Genomic DNA, 15,839 nt, shown 5'->3' on the forward strand with positions numbered 1-15,839 from the left:
GGCGGATCGGGCCCCGGCGGGTCAGGAGATACCGAATTCCTTCTCGATGAAGTCGAAGATCTCGTCGTTGGTGGCGGCCTTCAGCTCGTCGGTCAGCGCCTCGGCGGCCACGGGCCCCGCCGGTTCGGCCTCCGCGCCGACGGCCGACCCGAGCAGTCGGCGCAGCCGGTCGGCGATCACCTTCCGCTCGGGATCGTCGGGCGTCATCGTCGCCAGCAGGCTGTCCAGCCGGTCCAGCTCGGCGGTCCCGGCGGGCGGCCCACCGGGGCCTTCGCCGCCGCCGGACAGCTGTCCGTCCAGATGGCCGACGAGTTCGGCCACCGTCGGGTGGTCGAAGATCACGGCCGCCGGCAGCCGCAGTCCCGTCAGACCGTTGAGCCGGTTGCGCAGCTCCACGGCGGTGACCGAGTCCAGGCCGAGTTCCAGGAACGGCCGCTTGGCGCTGACGGCCTCGGCCGAGGCGTGTCCGAGCACGGCGGCCACCTGGGTGCGTACGGCGTCGAGGAGCCGCCGCCTCCGCTCCCGGGGCTCCATGCCGGCCGGGCCGTCCAGCGGGGCGGTGTCCAAAGCGCCGGGGGCCCGGCCGTCGACGCGGCCGAGCGCCCGCAGGGCCTCGGGGATCCCGTCGAACAGACGGCTCGGCCTGACGGCGGTGCAGGCGTGGGCGAACCGCTCCCAGTCGATGTCGGCCACCACCACCGCCGTGTCGCCGTGGTCGAGGGCCGCCTCCAGCGCGCGTACCGCCGCCTGCGGGGACAGCAGCGGCAGCCCGTGCCGCAGCCGCAGCTCCGCCACCGCGGCGGCGTCGGCCATACCGCCCTCCGCCCACGGACCCCAGGCCACGGAGGTCGCCGGCAGCCCCTGGGACCTCCGGTACCGGGCCAGCGCGTCGAGATAGGCGTTGCCCGGCGCGTAGTTGCCCTGGCCCGCCATGCCGACGGTCCCGGCCACCGAGGAGAAGAGGACGAACGCGGAGAGCTTCAGGCCGGCGGTGAGTTCGTGCAGACGCCAGGCGGCGCCGGCCTTCACCCGCAGTACGTCGGCCACCTGCCCGGGCTTCAGGGACTCGACGGCCGCGTCGTCCAGCACGGCGGCGGTGTGGAACACCGATGTCAAAGGGCGGTCCGCCGGAATCGACGCCAGAAGCTCCCGCAGGGCGTCGTCGTCCGTGATGTCGCACGCCGCCACCGTCACCCCGGCCCCCGCCCCGGTCAGCTCGGCCTCCAGCTCGGCCGCGCCCGGCGCGTCGCCGCCCCGGCGGCTGACCAGCAGCAGATGCCCGGCGCCCCGGGCCGCGAGCCGCCGGGCGACCCGGCTCCCGAGCGCTCCGGTGCCGCCCGTGATCAGGACCGTGCCGTTCCCCGGCAGCGGGCCCTCCCCGGCGGCGACGGCTCCGAGGGGAGCCCGGACGATCCGGCGTCCGAGCGCCGCCCCGTCGCGCAGCGCGACCTGATCCTCGCCGCCGCCGTCCGCCAGCACCGCGCACAGCAGACTCGCCGTCCGCCGATCCGGCCCCCTCTCCGACTCCGCCTCGGTCGGCAGATCGATCAGACCGCCCCACCGCGCCGGAAGCTCCTGCGCCGCGGTGCGCCCCAGACCCCACACCAGCGCCTGCGCCGGGGCGGTCAGCGGATCGTCGTCGCCGACGGACACGGCACCCCGGGTGACGCACCACAGGGGCGCGTCGGGCTGTACGGCGGCCAGCTCCTGGATCAGCCGCACGGTGCGCTGATACCCGGCCGGGACGGCCGCCGCGCCCGCAGCGGGCCTCTCGTCCAGGGCGAGCAGCGAGACCACCCCGGCCGTCGCCGCGCGGGCCGCGAGCGGACGGGCCCACGCGCCGGAAGCAAGGTCGCCGGAAACAAGGTCGTCGGGAGCGCCGAGGTGGTCGGGAGCGCCGAGGTCGTCAGGACCTTCGGGCACCACGAACGTCTCCACCACGGCGCCGTGTTCGCGCAGTCCGTCGACGATCGCCTCGTGCACCGCCCCGCCCGCCTGATCCGCGCCGACCGCCACGAGCCAGGCGCCGGACAGCTCGGGCGCACGGCCGGGCAGCGGCGCCCAGTCCTCCCTGTACCGCCAGGAGTCCGACGCGGAACGGTCCGGGGCCGGGGTCTCGGCCGCGAGCCAGTAGTGCTCGTGCTGGAAGGCGTAGGTGGGGAGGTCTGTGGGGGTGGTGGGGTTGGTGAGGAGGGTGGTCCAGTCGGGGGTGGTGCCGTGGGTCCAGAGGGTGGCGAGGGCGGTGTGGAGCCGGCGTGGGCCGCCGTGGTCGCGGCGGAGGGTGCCGGTGACGGTGAGGGGGGTGTCGGTCGCGTGTCCGGTCTCTTCGATGGAGCCGGTGAGGACGGGGTGGGCGCTGATTTCGAGGAAGGTGGTGTTGCCGTCCTTCAGGAGCGTTGTGACGGTGTCGTGGAAGCGAACCTGTTCGCGGAGGTTGCGGTACCAGTAGTCGGCTTCGAGTTCCGTGCCCTGGACGGGGCCGGTGGTGACGGTCGAGTACATGGGGATGCGGGCGGTGCGTGGGGTGATGGCGGTGGCGATGTGGTGGAGCCGGTCGCGGACCCGTTCTACGTGGGGGGTGTGGGAGGCGTAGTCGACGTTGACGCGTCGTGCGCGGATGCCGGCTGTTTCCGCTTCGGCCGTCACCTGGTCGAGGGTGGGGCGGTCGCCTGCGACGACGACGGATTCGGGTCCGTTGACGGTGGCGATCCATACGCCGTCGCGGTCCGCGAGGAGTTCACCGATCTGCTGGGCCGAGGCGGCGAGGGACAGCATTCCGCCGTGGCCCGCCAGTTCTTCGGCGATGACCTGGCTGCGCAGGGCCACCAGGCGTGCGCCGTCCTGGAGGGTGAGTGCGCCTGCGACGCAGGCTGCGGCGATCTCTCCTTGTGAGTGTCCGACGACGGCTGTGGGTGTCACTCCGGTCGCTTGCCACAGTTCGGCGAGGGAGACCATCACGGCCCACAGGACGGGTTGTACGACGTCGACCCGTTCCAGAGCACTGCCGTCTGTGGTGTCGCGGAGTATGTCGAGGAGGTCCCAGTCGACGTGCGGCGCCAGCGCGTCGGCGCAGGCCCGGACGGACTGCGCGAACACGGGCGAGGCGTCCAGGAGTTCGGCGGCCATGCCGACCCACTGCGAGCCCTGCCCCGGGAACACGAACACCGCACCGGAATCAGGTGGACCCACGGCCACACCACTGGTCACAGCCGCATCCGGCGTCCCGGAGGCGATCGCTTCCAGCGCCGTCAAGAACGTCTCGCGGTCCTCGGCCACCACCACCGCGCGGTGTTCCAACGCGGTTCGCTGTCGGGCGAGGGACCAGCCGATGTCGTTGAGTGAGGCGTCGCCGGTGGCGAAGGCGCGCAGGCGTGTCGCCTGTCCGCGCAGGGCCTCGGGGGAGTGCCCGGACAGCACCCAGGGCAGTACGCCGGTCCGCAGCACGGGTCCGGCGGCGTCCTCTCGTACGTCGACGGGGGCGTCGGCGTTCGGTGCGGCCTCGACGATGACGTGGGCGTTGGTGCCGCTCACGCCGAAGGACGACACGGCCGCCCGCCGCGCCCGGTCGGCCTCCGGCCAGGCCGCGTTCTCCGTCACCAGCTCCACCGCGCCCGAGGCCCAGTCCACCTTCGGACTCGGCTCGTCGACGTGCAGGGTGCGCGGCACCACACCGTGGCGGAGGCCCATCACCATCTTGATCACCCCGGCCATGCCGGCCGCCGCCTGCGTATGACCGATGTGCGCCTTCACCGACCCCAGCAGCATCGGCCGGTCGGCGGGGCGGCCCTGCCCGTAGGTCGCGAGCAGCGCCTGCGCCTCGATCGGGTCGCCGAGCGCCGTTCCCGTACCGTGCGCCTCCACCACGTCCACCTCGGACGCGGCCACTCCGGCGTCGGCCAGCGCGGCGCGGATCACGCGTTCCTGTGACGGGCCGTTGGGCGCGGTGAGTCCGTTGGACGCGCCGTCCTGGTTGACCGCCGAGCCCCGGATCACCGCCAGTACGCGATGGCCGTTGCGCTCGGCGTCGGAGAGCCGCTCCACCAGCAGTACGCCGACGCCCTCGGCCCAGGCCGTGCCGTCCGCCGCCGCCGCGAAGGGCTTGCACCGGCCGTCGGGGGCGAGCCCGCGCTGATGGCTGAACTCGGTGAAGATCCCGGGGGTGGACATCACGCTGACACCGCCCACGAGCGCCATACCGCACTCGTCGGCGCGCAGCGCCCGTACGGCCAGATGCAGCGCGACCAGCGAGGACGAGCACGCGGTGTCCACGGTGATGGCCGGTCCGGTCAGGCCGAGCGTGTAGGCGATACGGCCGGAGGCCACACTGCCCGCCGAGCCGGTGAAGAGATAGCCCTCGGAGCCCTTGGTGTCGGTCGCGCCGCTGCCGTAGCCCTGGGGGACGACGCCGACGAAGACGCCGGTCCTGCTGCCGTGCAGCGAGGCCGGGTCGATGCCCGCGCGTTCCAGCGTCTCCCAGGACGTTTCGAGCAGCAGCCGCTGCTGCGGGTCCATCGCCAGGGCCTCGCGCGGCGAGATCCCGAAGAACCCGGCGTCGAACCGGTCGGCGTCGTAGAGGAATCCGCCCTGGTGTACGTAGCAGCTGCCCGGCCGGGTCTGGTCGGGGTGGTACAGCTCGGCGAGGTCCCAGCCCCGGTCCGACGGGAAGCCGGAGATCACGTCCTGATCGGTGAGCAGCTGTGCCCACAGCTCCTCCGGCGAGTCCAGACCGCCGGGGAAACGGCAGCCGGTCGCCACGATCGCGATGGGTTCGTCCGCCGTGGCGGAGGCGCGGTCGGCGCGGGAATCCTGCGGGGCGGCGTCGTCCACGCCGAGGATCCGGTCCCGCAGATACCCGGCGAGCGCCAGCGGTGTCGGATGGTCGAACACGACGGTCGGCGAGAGCGGCAGGCCCGTCGCGGCGACGAGGCGGTTGCGCAGTTCCACGCCGGTGACCGAGCTGAACCCGGCGTCGCGGAAGGCCCGCCGGACATCCAGCTCCTCCGTGGCCGACCAGCCCAGCACCGCCGCCGCGTGCCGGCGCACCTCGTCCAGCACGACGCGCTTCCGCTGCGCGTCGGTGGCCGCTTCGGCGACCCGCCGGGGGAAGCCCTCCAGCGCCTCCGGCTCGGCCGCCGCCGGCAGCTCCACCCGTACCTCGGCCGCAGGACCGCCGGACGTCAGCCAGTAACGGTCGTGCTGGAAGGCGTAGGTGGGGAGGTCGACGGGGGTGGCGGCAGGGAGGAGGGTGGTCCAGTCGGGGGTGGTGCCGTGGGTCCAGAGAGTCGCGAGGGCGGTGTGGAGTTGTCGGCTTCCGCCGTGGTCGCGGCGCAGGGTGCCGGTGACGGTGAGGGCCGCGTCAGCCGCGTATCCGGCTTCCTCGATCGCGCCGGTGAGCACCGGGTGGGCGCTGACCTCCAGGAACACGGTCTTCCCGGCGTCGATCAGCGTGTCGACGGTGTCGTGGAAGCGGACTTGTTCGCGGAGGTTGCGGTACCAGTAGTCGGCGTCGAGTTCTGTGCCCTGGACGGGGCCGGTGGTGACGGTCGAGTACATGGGGATGCGGGCGGTGCGTGGGGTGATGGCGGTGGCGATGTGGTGGAGCCGGTCGCGGACTTGTTCGACGTGGGGTGTGTGGGAGGCGTAGTCGACGTTGACGCGTCGTGCGCGGATGCCGGCTGTTTCCGCTTCGGCCGTCACCTGGTCGAGGGTGGGGCGGTCGCCTGCGACGACGACGGATTCGGGTCCGTTGACGGTGGCGATCCATACGCCGTCCCGGTCCGCGAGGAGGTCGCGGGTTCGTTCGGCGGATGCTGCTATCGAGAGCATTCCGCCGTGGCCTGCCAGTTCTTCGGCGATGACCTGGCTGCGCAGGGCCACGAGGCGTGCGCCGTCCTGGAGGGTGAGTGCGCCTGCGACGCAGGCTGCGGCGATCTCGCCCTGCGAGTGTCCGACGACGGCTGTCGGTGTCATTCCGGTCGCTTGCCACAGTTCGGCGAGGGAGACCATCACGGCCCAGAGCACCGGCTGGACGACGTCGACCCGTTCCAGAGCACTGCCGTCTGTGGTGTCGTGGAGTATGTCGAGGAGGTCCCAGTCGACGTGCGGCGCCAGCGCGTCGGCGCAGTCCTGGACGGACTGGGCGAACACGGGCGAGGTCTCAATGAGTTCGGCGGCCATGCCGACCCACTGCGAGCCCTGCCCCGGGAACACGAACACCACGTCGTCGCCGTCGTCCGCCGCCGTGCCGCTGACCACGTTCGCGGCGGGCTCACCTGCGGCGATCGCGTCCAGCCCCGCGAGGAACTCCTCCCGGTCCCCGGCCACCACCACCGCGCGGTGCTCCAACGCGCCCCGGCTCCTCGCCAGCGACCAGGCGATCCCCGTAGCCGCGTCCTCTCCGGCGGCCACGAACTCCCGCAGCCGGGCCGCCTGACCGCGCAGGCCCGCCGCCGACCGTCCGGAGACCGCCCACGGCAGCACTCCGTCCCCGGCGCGCAGGACCAACGGGCGGGCGGGAACAGGGGGAGCGGCCTCCGGAGCCGCCTCCACGATCACATGGGCGTTGGTGCCGCTGATCCCGAAGGACGACACGGCCGCCCGCCGGGCCCGTTCGGCCTCCGGCCAGGCCGCGTTCTCCGTCACCAGCTCCACCGCGCCCGAGGTCCAGTCCACCTCCGGGCTCGGCTCGTCGACGTGCAGGGTGCGCGGCACCGACCCATGGCGCAGCGCCATCACCATCTTGATCACCCCGGCGACGCCCGCGGCGGCCTGGGTGTGGCCGATGTTCGACTTCACCGAGCCGAGCAGTACGGGCCGGTCGGCGGGGCGGCCCTGCCCGTACGTCGCGAGCAGCGCCCGCGCCTCGATCGGGTCGCCGAGGGCCGTTCCCGTACCGTGCGCCTCCACCACGTCCACCTCGGACGCGGCGACTCCGGCGTCGGCCAGCGCTGCCCGGATCACCCGCTGCTGGGCGAGCCCGCTGGGCGCGGTCAGTCCGTTGGACGCGCCGTCCTGGTTGACCGCCGAGCCCCGGATCACCGCCAGTACGCGATGGCCGTTGCGCTCGGCGTCGGAGAGCCGCTCCAGCATCAGCATGCCCACGCCCTCGGCCATCCCGGTGCCGTCGGCGGCGGCGGAGAAGGCCTTGCAGCGGCCGTCGCGGGAGAGCCCCCGCTGCTTGCTGAACTCGGTGAAGATCCCGGGGGTGCTGAGGACGGTCACCCCGCCGGCCAGGGCGAGCGAGGACTCCCCGCGGCGCAGCGACTGCACCGCCAGATGCAGTGCCACCAGGGACGACGAGCAGGCCGTGTCCACGGTCAGGGCCGGTCCGGTCAGTCCGAGCAGATAGGCGATACGGCCGGAGGCGACGCTCGCGGTCTTGCCGGTGAGGAGATGTCCGTCGAGCGCTTCGGGCGCTTCGTGCAGCCGGGGGCCGTACTCCTGGTCCATGGTGCCGACGAAGACGCCGGTCGGGCTGTCCCGCAGGGAGGCCGGGTCGATGCCGGCCCGTTCCAGCAGCTCCCAGGAGGTTTCGAGGAGCAGCCGCTGCTGCGGGTCCATCGCCAGGGCCTCGCGCGGCGAGATCCCGAAGAACCGGGCGTCGAATCCGGCCGCGTCGTCGAGGAATCCGCCGGCCCGGGCGAAGCTGCCGCCGGGCCCTTCGGCCTCGTACAGCCGCCGCAGGTCCCAGCCCCGGTCCTCGGGGAAGGGGGAGATCGCGTCCTGTTCGCCGGCCACCAGCCGCCACAGGTCTTCCGGGGAGCGGACGCCGCCGGGCAGCCGGCAGCTCATCGCGACGACGGCTATGGGCTCGTCGGCGGCGGGCGGTCCGCCGGGCCCCGCGCTCGTGCCCGTACCCGCGCTCGTACTCGTACTCGTACCCGCGCTCGTACTCGTACCCGCGTCCGTGCCCGTACCCGTGCCCGCTTCCGGGTTCGCGGCCGTGGCGCGGGTGGTCGCGACGTGGTCGGCGAGCCGGGCCGGTGTGGGGTGGTCGAAGAGGGCGGCGGTGGTGAGATCGGCGTCCAGTGCGGCGTTGAGGCGGCTGCGCAGCTGGCCGAGCATGATCGAGTCGAAGCCGAGGTCCTTGAACGTCCGCCGTACGTCGAGCGCGTCCGCGCCGGAGTGTCCGAGCACGGCGGCGGCGTGGGCCCGTATCTGCCGTGCCACGTCGACGTCCGGCGCGGGCCGCGTCGGCGCTGCGGCTTCCGGTGGTGTCGTCGCCATGGCGACGAGGGGTGCGGCGGCGGCCAGGGGTGCGGCGGCGTCGAACCAGTGGCGGCTGCGCTGGAAGGCGTAGGAGGGCAGATCGGTCCGGCGGGCGCCGGAGCCCGCGAAGACGGCGGACCAGTCGACGTCCGCGCCGTCGGCCCACAGCTGGGCGAGCGAGGTGAGGAGCTGACGCGCGCCGCCCCTGTCCCGGCGCAGGGTTCCCGTGGCGGCGACGGCGGCTCCGGCGGCCCGGCCGGTCTCCTGGACCGCGTTGGTCAGCACGGGGTGCGCGCTGATCTCCAGGAAGAGGGCGTTGCCCGCCTCGACCAGGGCGCGGACGGTGTCGTGGAAGCGCACCTGGCGGCGGAGATTTCCGTACCAGTAGCCGGCGTCGAGGGAAGCGCCCTCGACCGGGCCCGCCGTGACCGTCGAGTACACCGGCACCTCGGAGGCGCGCGGATCGAGCGGGGCCAGCCCGCGCAGCAGCTCGTCCCGGACGTGTTCGACGTGCGGGGTGTGCGAGGCGTAGGCGTTCGCGACGGTCCTGGTGCGGTGCCCGGCGCGCTCCGCCCGGGCGACGACCTCGGCCAGCGCCTCCAGATCGCCCGCGACGACCGTGGCGGCCGGGCCGTTGACGGCGGCGATCCAGACGTCGTCGCGGCCCGCGATCAGTTCGGCGGCCCGCCGGGCCGAGGCGTCGATCGACGCCATGCCGCCCCGGTCGGTCAGCTGTCCGGTGACGCGGCTGCGCAGGGCCACGAGGAGTGCGCCGTCCTGGAGGGTGAGCGCGCCCGCGACGCAGGCGGCGGCGATCTCGCCCTGCGAGTGGCCGACGACGGCGGAGGGGACCACGCCGTGGGCGCGCCACAGCCGTGCCAGCGAGACCATCACGGCCCACAGCGCGGGCTGTAGAACGTCGACCCGTTCCAGGGCGCCGCCGTCCGTGGTGTCGCGGAGTACGTCGAGGAGGTCCCAGTCGACGTGCGGCGCCAGCGCGTCGGCGCAGTCCTGGACGGACTGGGCGAACACCGGTGAGGTCTCGATGAGTTCGGCGGCCATGCCGATCCACTGCGAGCCCTGACCGGGGAAGACGAACACCACGCCCGCGCCCACGGTCTCCGCGGCCGTGCCGCCGACCACGTCCGCGGCGGGCTCACCGGCGGCGATCGCGTCGAGGCCGGTCAGCAGCGCCTCGCGGTCCTCGGCCACCACCGCGGCACGGTGCTCCAGGGCGGCACGGTGGCCTGCGAGCGACCAGCCGATGTCCTCGGCGGAGGCGTCTCCGGCGGCCACGAAGTCCCGCAGCCGGGCGGCTTGGGCCCGCAGCGCCTCCTCCGTCCGGCCGGACACGACCCACGGAAGCGGGTAGGGGGAGCGGGCGGCAGGGGGGCCGGGGTTCGGGGCGGCCGGGGCGTCGGGAGCGGGGGTGGGCGGGGCGTCGGCGGGCTGGGGCTGGGGCTGTGGCAGGGCGTCGGGCTCCGGCAGGGTCTGGGCGGGCGGCGCCGGGGTCTGGGTGGGTCGCGCCGGGGTCTGGGCGGGCGGCACCGGGGTCTCGGCGGGTCGCGCCGGGGTCTCGGCGGGTCGCGCCGGGGCCTCGGTCACGATCACATGCGCGTTGGTGCCGCCCACGCCGAAGGACGACACCCCGGCGGTCAGCGGCAGGTCGGGGCGCGGCCAGGGCGACGGCTCGGTCTGCATCCGCAGATGCCAGTCGTCCAGGGGGATGGCCGGGTTGGCCGTACGGAAGTTGAGGGTGGGCGGCAGCCGCCGGGCCTTGATCGAGAGCAGCACCTTGATGAGCCCGGTGATGCCCGCCGCGCCCTGGAGGTGTCCGACGTTCGTCTTGACGGAGCCGACGCGCAGCGGGGTCTCCCGGGGGTGCGCGGAGCCGACGACCTCCGCCAGCGCCGCCGCCTCCACGGGGTCGCCGACGGCCGTGCCGGTGCCGTGCAGTTCCACGTACTGGAGATCGGCCGGGCTGACTCCGGCGGCCGCGCAGGCCCGGCGCAGTACGTCCGCCTGGGCGGCCCGGCTCGGGGTGGTGAGGGTGTCTCCGCCGCCGTCGTTGTTGACGGCCCCGCCGCGCAGCACTCCATGGATCCGGTCGCCGTCGGCGAGCGCCCGGTGGAGCGGTTTGAGCAGGACCAGGCCGCCGCCCTCGCCGTGGACGAAGCCGTTGGCGCGGGAGTCGAAGGTGAAGCACCGGCCGTCGGGGGAGAGCGCGCCGAAACGCGCGGCGCGCAGCGCGCCGTCGAAGGAGAGATTGAGGTGCAGTCCGCCGGCGACGGCGGTGTCGCACTCCCCGGCGCGCAGGCTCTGGCAGGCGGCGTGCACCGCGACGAGGGAGGAGGACTGGCCGGAGTCGACGACCAGACTGGGGCCCCGGGCGCCGATCACATAGGACAGCCGGTTGGCGATCATGCCCCGGTTGAGGCCGGTGAGCGAGTGCTGTGTCACCGCCGCCGTGCCGTGCCGCGCCAGCAGGGCCGCGTAGTCGTCGCCCACGGCGCCGACGAACACTCCCGTACGCCGCCCGGCGAGGCCGAGGCTCGTGGGGACCAGCCCGGCGTCCTCCAGCACCTCCCAGCCGAGTTCGAGCATCAGCCGCTGCTGGGGGTCCATGGCCGCCGCTTCACGCGGGGAGATGCCGAAGAAGTCGGCGTCGAAGAGGTCCACCGAGTCGAGGAAGGCCCCTTGCCGCAGGGCGGCGCCGCCCGCGTCCCGGGCATCGGCGGAGTCGGCTGAGCCGGTGCTGGCGGTGGTGTCGGTGCCGGCGGTGGTGTCGGTGGTCCGCGTCCAGCGGTCCGCCGGCACGGGCATCACCGCGTGATCACCCGCGTCGAGTAACCGCCACAGCTCCCCGGGGTTCTCCGCCCGGGGCAGACGACAGGCCATCCCGATCACCGCGACCGGGCTTTCGGCGTCTTGACCCCACGACAATGCAGGGACACCGGACATATGAGCACCTTCCCCCGACGTCTGGAACTCAATTGAATAAGCCGACCGGGCCCGATGCCGACTCGACAGAATTAAATCCGGGACGGTTGGCGGTGATATCCCGGATTCGTTGATCAATTACGGCGCTGCGAACGTACCCCAGTGGTCGGTGCCATGCAACCAATTACTAGTCGATCTCCACAGCGACCGCCGAACAGGCAAGCGGAACCTGTGCGCCGAGCCGCTCACTACCCGGGGAACGCGGAATATCACCCCTTCCGGATCCCCGCTTCCGATGGCTCAACCACCCCCCTTCACCGCCATCGCCCCACCTCCCCCCGACCACCCCACCACCCCGCCTATCACCGCGCGATGCCACCCACCGCCCCCCGGACCACCCCCTCCGGACGAGCACCGCCCCCGCGTCCCCGCCCCACGACTCCCGACCGCCCGGGCCCTCCGCACCGACCCGGCGGAGGCCGACGACACCCCGATCGCGCCCCGTGCACGACGCCCTGGCCCCGGCGTCCGGGCCCGGACGCTCCCGATCGTGGAACGATGCCGTCATGAACCGACTGGCCGACTCCCAGTCGCCTCACCTTCTCCGGCACGCCGCCAATCCGATGGTTTGGCGGCGCGGGGAGAGGGGAGATGAAGGAAGTTGAGCAGCGGGACGTGCCCATCCTTTTGAGTGTGGGCCATGCGTTCCGCGCTTATGCGTCCACCAATTCACTCATGTCGGTGGATGAACTCGGCGAGCTATTCCCGCCCCGAAGCCTTGACAAAAAGCGCTGCTCTCGCCGGCGCGAACATGGCACGGTCAATGGACTTCATGAACGTGATGCCAGTCCGGGCGGGGTGAGGACTGCCGCCGTCCGCGAGGCGCGCCGACCGGTGGGCGCGACGGCCGACCGCCGCGCCCACAAGATCAGCCCCCGGTCAGCGGTCCAGGGGCTCAATGGGCTCAATGGGTCGGGGGGTTCGGGGGTTCAGCGGACGAGGATCAGCCCGCAGCCGTACGCACGCGCGTGGCCGATGCCCTGAGTGAGGGCCGCGACGAAAACCTTGGGGTCGGTGACCGTGAGCGTGCCTTTGATCTCCGCGCGGGCGATGCGCAGGCCCTTGTGCGGTGCTGGGCTGGAGACGCTCGGAAGCATGCGTACGGCGATCCGCCCGGTGTCGGCGTCCGCTCCGATGCGGGTGACGCCGTCAGGAGCGATCGCGGGTTCGCCGGCTGGTTGGAGGCGGCGCGCGAACCACCCCTTCACATGCTCGGGGCGGGTGTGGGGGACGCGCGTGCCCCGGGTCTTCGGCGGCGAGCCCGGCGGAGGCGGAACGCTGCGGACGGGATTGACGACCGCGCGGAAGGCGACCTGTTCGCCGGGGCGGAAGGTGCGGTCGACGGTGAGAGGCTCCGGCTTCTCGGCCAGGGCCGCACGGGGAACGCCGCTCCAGTCGGCGGGGAGCGACGACTGAACCACCAGGTTGAGCCGCGCCTGACGGAGGTCGACGGTCCAGGTCGACAGGACGGCCATCTGTCGATCCGACGGAGACCGTACGGGGCCCGCGCGGGTGCCTCTGGACGGATCGAGCGCTGTGTGAGGCTGGCCAGCGCGACTTCGCCCTACCTGCTTCAGCACGCTGACAATCCGGTCGACTGGTGGCCCTGGACGCCGGAGGCTTTCGAGGAAGCGCGACGGCGGGACGTACCGGTGCTGCTGTCGGTCGGCTACGCGGCGTGCCACTGGTGCCAGTGAACTCGCAGCCCCAGTAGTCGGTGGCGCTTACACGTCTCTGATGATCACGCGCTTCCCGCAGAGTTTCGACCAGTCGTCACGGTCGGAGGTCAGGACGATCACGGGGGCTGGGACGCGGAGCGCGAGCGCGGCGACGAGGGCATCAATTGTGTACTTGTGCCCATGTAGACCGCCTGCGTCCTGAAGAAGTTCTACCGCGGTCAGGGAGTCCTCTTGGCTGACTGGTTCCACCCGCAGCCTGGAGAGCACCCACTTCAGGCGCGCCAGATCGGCCTTCCCGTGTACTGCTTCGACGATGATCAGTGCGGACACGAGGACGGGTACCCCGACCTGCCGGGATGCCTCGATGCGAGCCGCCATGCCTCGGTCGTTGCGTAGGAGCAGGGAGAGAGCCTCGGAGTCGAGCACCAGCGACCGCGCCCGGCTGCTCCTTCACGCGGCGCCCCGCTCGACATCCTCGGCGTTCACGTCTGCGAACAGCTCGCGACGAGCGGCTTCGATCTCCTGCTCCGTGAGCGCGCCGTGCTCTTCCTCGTGGGACGCCACGATCTCGGCGAGCCCGTCCATGCCGAGCTGGTGCCTGACGGCTTCGGTGATGTAGCTGGACAGCCCTCGGCGGCCGGTTCGAGAGCGGAGCTCGCTGACCAGTTCGGTGGGCATGGACACGGAGATGTTCTCGGTGGCCCCAGCTCTGGCCTGCTTCATGGCTCAAATGTAAGACAGTATCTATTACACGGCGAGCTTTCGGTCCTTCGCGCTTTCCCGGGGCGCGGAGGCGTTTCGGCTGAGGTGCGTGTCCGACCCAGGTCGGACACGCACCTCAGCCGCCGTTTTCGCGCATTGATTCGACCGTGCTGCGGGGCGTTGGTACTGCCGGCTCGCAGGACAATCCGATCGAAGAGGGTGAGGCGACGAAGTCCTCCGGACAGCGGAGCGTGATCACCTTTGCGAGGTTGAGGCCTTCAGGCGCGGGGCCCGGCGAACCGTCGGAAGAGCCGCATGTAGTCACTCTGCTCGACTACCAGCACTCCGGAGCCGCTCCGCTCGTACATGACGTTCTTGTAGAAGCAGGGCTCGTGGGACGGGGTGATTTGGATGAGGATGACTGATCGACCGTGGTAGTCGACAAGGCTGATACCGGAAGCGACCCGACGCCGTAGATCAGGTGCCAAGTCCGACCCTGCCAGCTTGTCTGATATCCAGTCAAAATAGCTCTTGATGCTCATGCCTCGCGCTGCGGCCTCGCGTTCAATTCCGACGATGTCGAAACGACTGCTGCGCGACTTAACCGAATCCACTCCATCCAGTTCGTGAATTCGGCGGACATCCTTCTCCTCGTCGGCCACGCCAATGACGAGATAGCCAGTGTTTTCCGGCCCTATATTAGCAATGGCCGTGATGCTGCAGAGGATCTTCTCCCAGGAGCCCTCGTCGAATTCCCTCTTTGTATCCAGTGCCAGCAAGCCCTGCTTTAGCTCGAAGAGTGACTGTTCGGCTACCGAGTTTTGAAGGATTCTTTCCAGGTGTGATGCGAGGCCAAATTGGGCGGCATCCCTACGAGAATCCGAGGCGGGTTCGAAAGCGTCACGGATTGCTCCCTTTACCACATTAATATTCTTTCGCTTGTTCTCTGCTGTCCAGTCGCCTCCGCCGCCTGGAATGCTCAGCGGTCCTCGATTGGTTCCGATTTCACGAAGCTTGGCGGCGGCCTCTGGGCGCATGGCGACGCGCATTTTATCCCGGATGATCAGTTCCCAGAAGGCCAAGAAAACTGCTTGGAAGTAGCGCGGATAGCGTCCTCCCGGGCTTCTGTCTACGACATGCTTCACGAAATTATTGCCAGCAATTTCTAGTACGGCGCGAAGCTCCTCGTATACAAGGGAGAAGTCGTCCCGAACGTTTGATTCGCCGTAGATTTGGATGCGTTCGGTTAGGCGCTTCTCCAGAGCGGCCGGTGCGATGTCATTACCGTCGACCGACCCGTACACGGAGTCACGCGTATAAGTGCCTGAAGAAACAAGGGGATCGATGAGACAGTCCACCAAAATATCCAGGATCAGCTGTTCATCGAGTGAGCTGCGAACGTCGATGCGCCGCAGGATCGCCTGCTGAACCCAGAAGATTTTGTCGACGTCGACACCATAAGTCAATTGGCGATTGTTGATACTGAGTTGCGGCATTGTGCGCAGTGGGACGATATCGCTGCTGCTGGAATCACCTCGGATCTCGCTAGCGATGACTCGCACCAGTTGCGCTATTTTTGCGGTGGATCCGACCTGGCGCAGGTCTTGTCCAGAGAGGCGGCGGCCGCCTGAGTTGATTCGCCGAAAAACCTTGTCTACCTGCCCGGGATTCGATGCCTTGAAGATGGACATGGGTAGAAGATAGTTGGCGATTTTGCGAGACTGATCGCGAGGGAGAATAGGCTTCTTCTGAATGAATTTGCCATCGTCGAGCTGACTCTTGGTGTCGGCGAGCGATTGTAGGTCGAAATATTGGCCATTGATATCGAATTCATTCTCGATGAACGAGAAAATGGCATTGAGTCGCTGCATTCCATCGATCAGCTCATAGCTCGTTCCGTTCTCGCCGGAGATCTCCGCGACTAGGATCAGCGGAATCGGAAGGTCGCTCAGAATTGAATCGATGAGGTCGCATTTCTCTTCTACGGTCCAGACAAGCTTGCGTTGATACCGTCGATTCACGGAGAATCGATCCGCGAGATAGTCCGTATAAAGCTTTTGGATACCCTCACTGCGAACTGACAGGTCTGACAGGGGGATGGACATCGTGCTTCTCCTGTGCGCTTGCGTCGCATCTTCCGGATGATCCGAGGAGGTGAAGTCTACGAGCTCGGCGGCACTCTTCGGGCGGTCCGGCAGGCCAGGGCTGCCGGGCGCGAGCAAAGGTCAAGAAGGTCATTAAAGTTTCGTA

Annotated in this window: 5 protein-coding genes and 1 pseudogene; 1 reads left to right on the forward strand and 5 read right to left on the reverse strand. The window is 70.6% G+C overall.

All coding sequences use genetic code 11. The features are described 5' to 3' along the window. Positions 1–21 precede the first annotated feature (21 nt). Together ACF089_RS12405 and cas6e are read right to left on the reverse strand one after the other, a co-directional pair. Positions 22–11,169, reverse strand: a complete 11,148-nt coding sequence (locus ACF089_RS12405) for an SDR family NAD(P)-dependent oxidoreductase (RefSeq protein ID WP_392025318.1) — start codon at positions 11,167–11,169, stop codon at positions 22–24. 968 nt (positions 11,170–12,137) lie between these two features. After that, a complete protein-coding gene (cas6e, locus tag ACF089_RS12410; RefSeq protein WP_392025319.1) occupies positions 12,138–12,683 on the reverse strand; it encodes a type I-E CRISPR-associated protein Cas6/Cse3/CasE in 546 nt (181 codons plus the stop codon). A 63-nt stretch (positions 12,684–12,746) separates the two neighbouring features. Here cas6e and ACF089_RS12415 point away from each other — a divergent pair. After that, positions 12,747–12,899 (forward strand): annotated as a pseudogene (locus ACF089_RS12415) (DUF255 domain-containing protein); the annotation flags it as partial. Between the two features lie 33 nt (positions 12,900–12,932). Here the strand turns inward: ACF089_RS12415 and ACF089_RS12420 are convergent. The 3 genes from ACF089_RS12420 to ACF089_RS12430 form a co-directional block, all read right to left on the reverse strand. Then, entirely contained in the window at positions 12,933–13,313 is a 381-nt protein-coding gene (locus tag ACF089_RS12420) for a type II toxin-antitoxin system VapC family toxin (protein WP_392025321.1), read from the reverse strand. 24 nt (positions 13,314–13,337) lie between these two features. Then, a complete protein-coding gene (locus tag ACF089_RS12425; protein ID WP_392025323.1) occupies positions 13,338–13,610 on the reverse strand; it encodes a hypothetical protein in 273 nt (90 codons plus the stop codon). A gap of 257 nt (positions 13,611–13,867) precedes the next feature. Beyond that, positions 13,868–15,694, reverse strand: coding sequence for a DUF262 domain-containing protein (locus tag ACF089_RS12430; RefSeq protein WP_392025325.1), 1,827 nt, complete (start codon positions 15,692–15,694; stop codon positions 13,868–13,870). Positions 15,695–15,839 lie beyond the last annotated feature (145 nt).

Source organism: Streptomyces sp. NPDC014894, assembly GCF_043080985.1.
GTDB lineage: Bacteria > Actinomycetota > Actinomycetes > Streptomycetales > Streptomycetaceae > Streptomyces.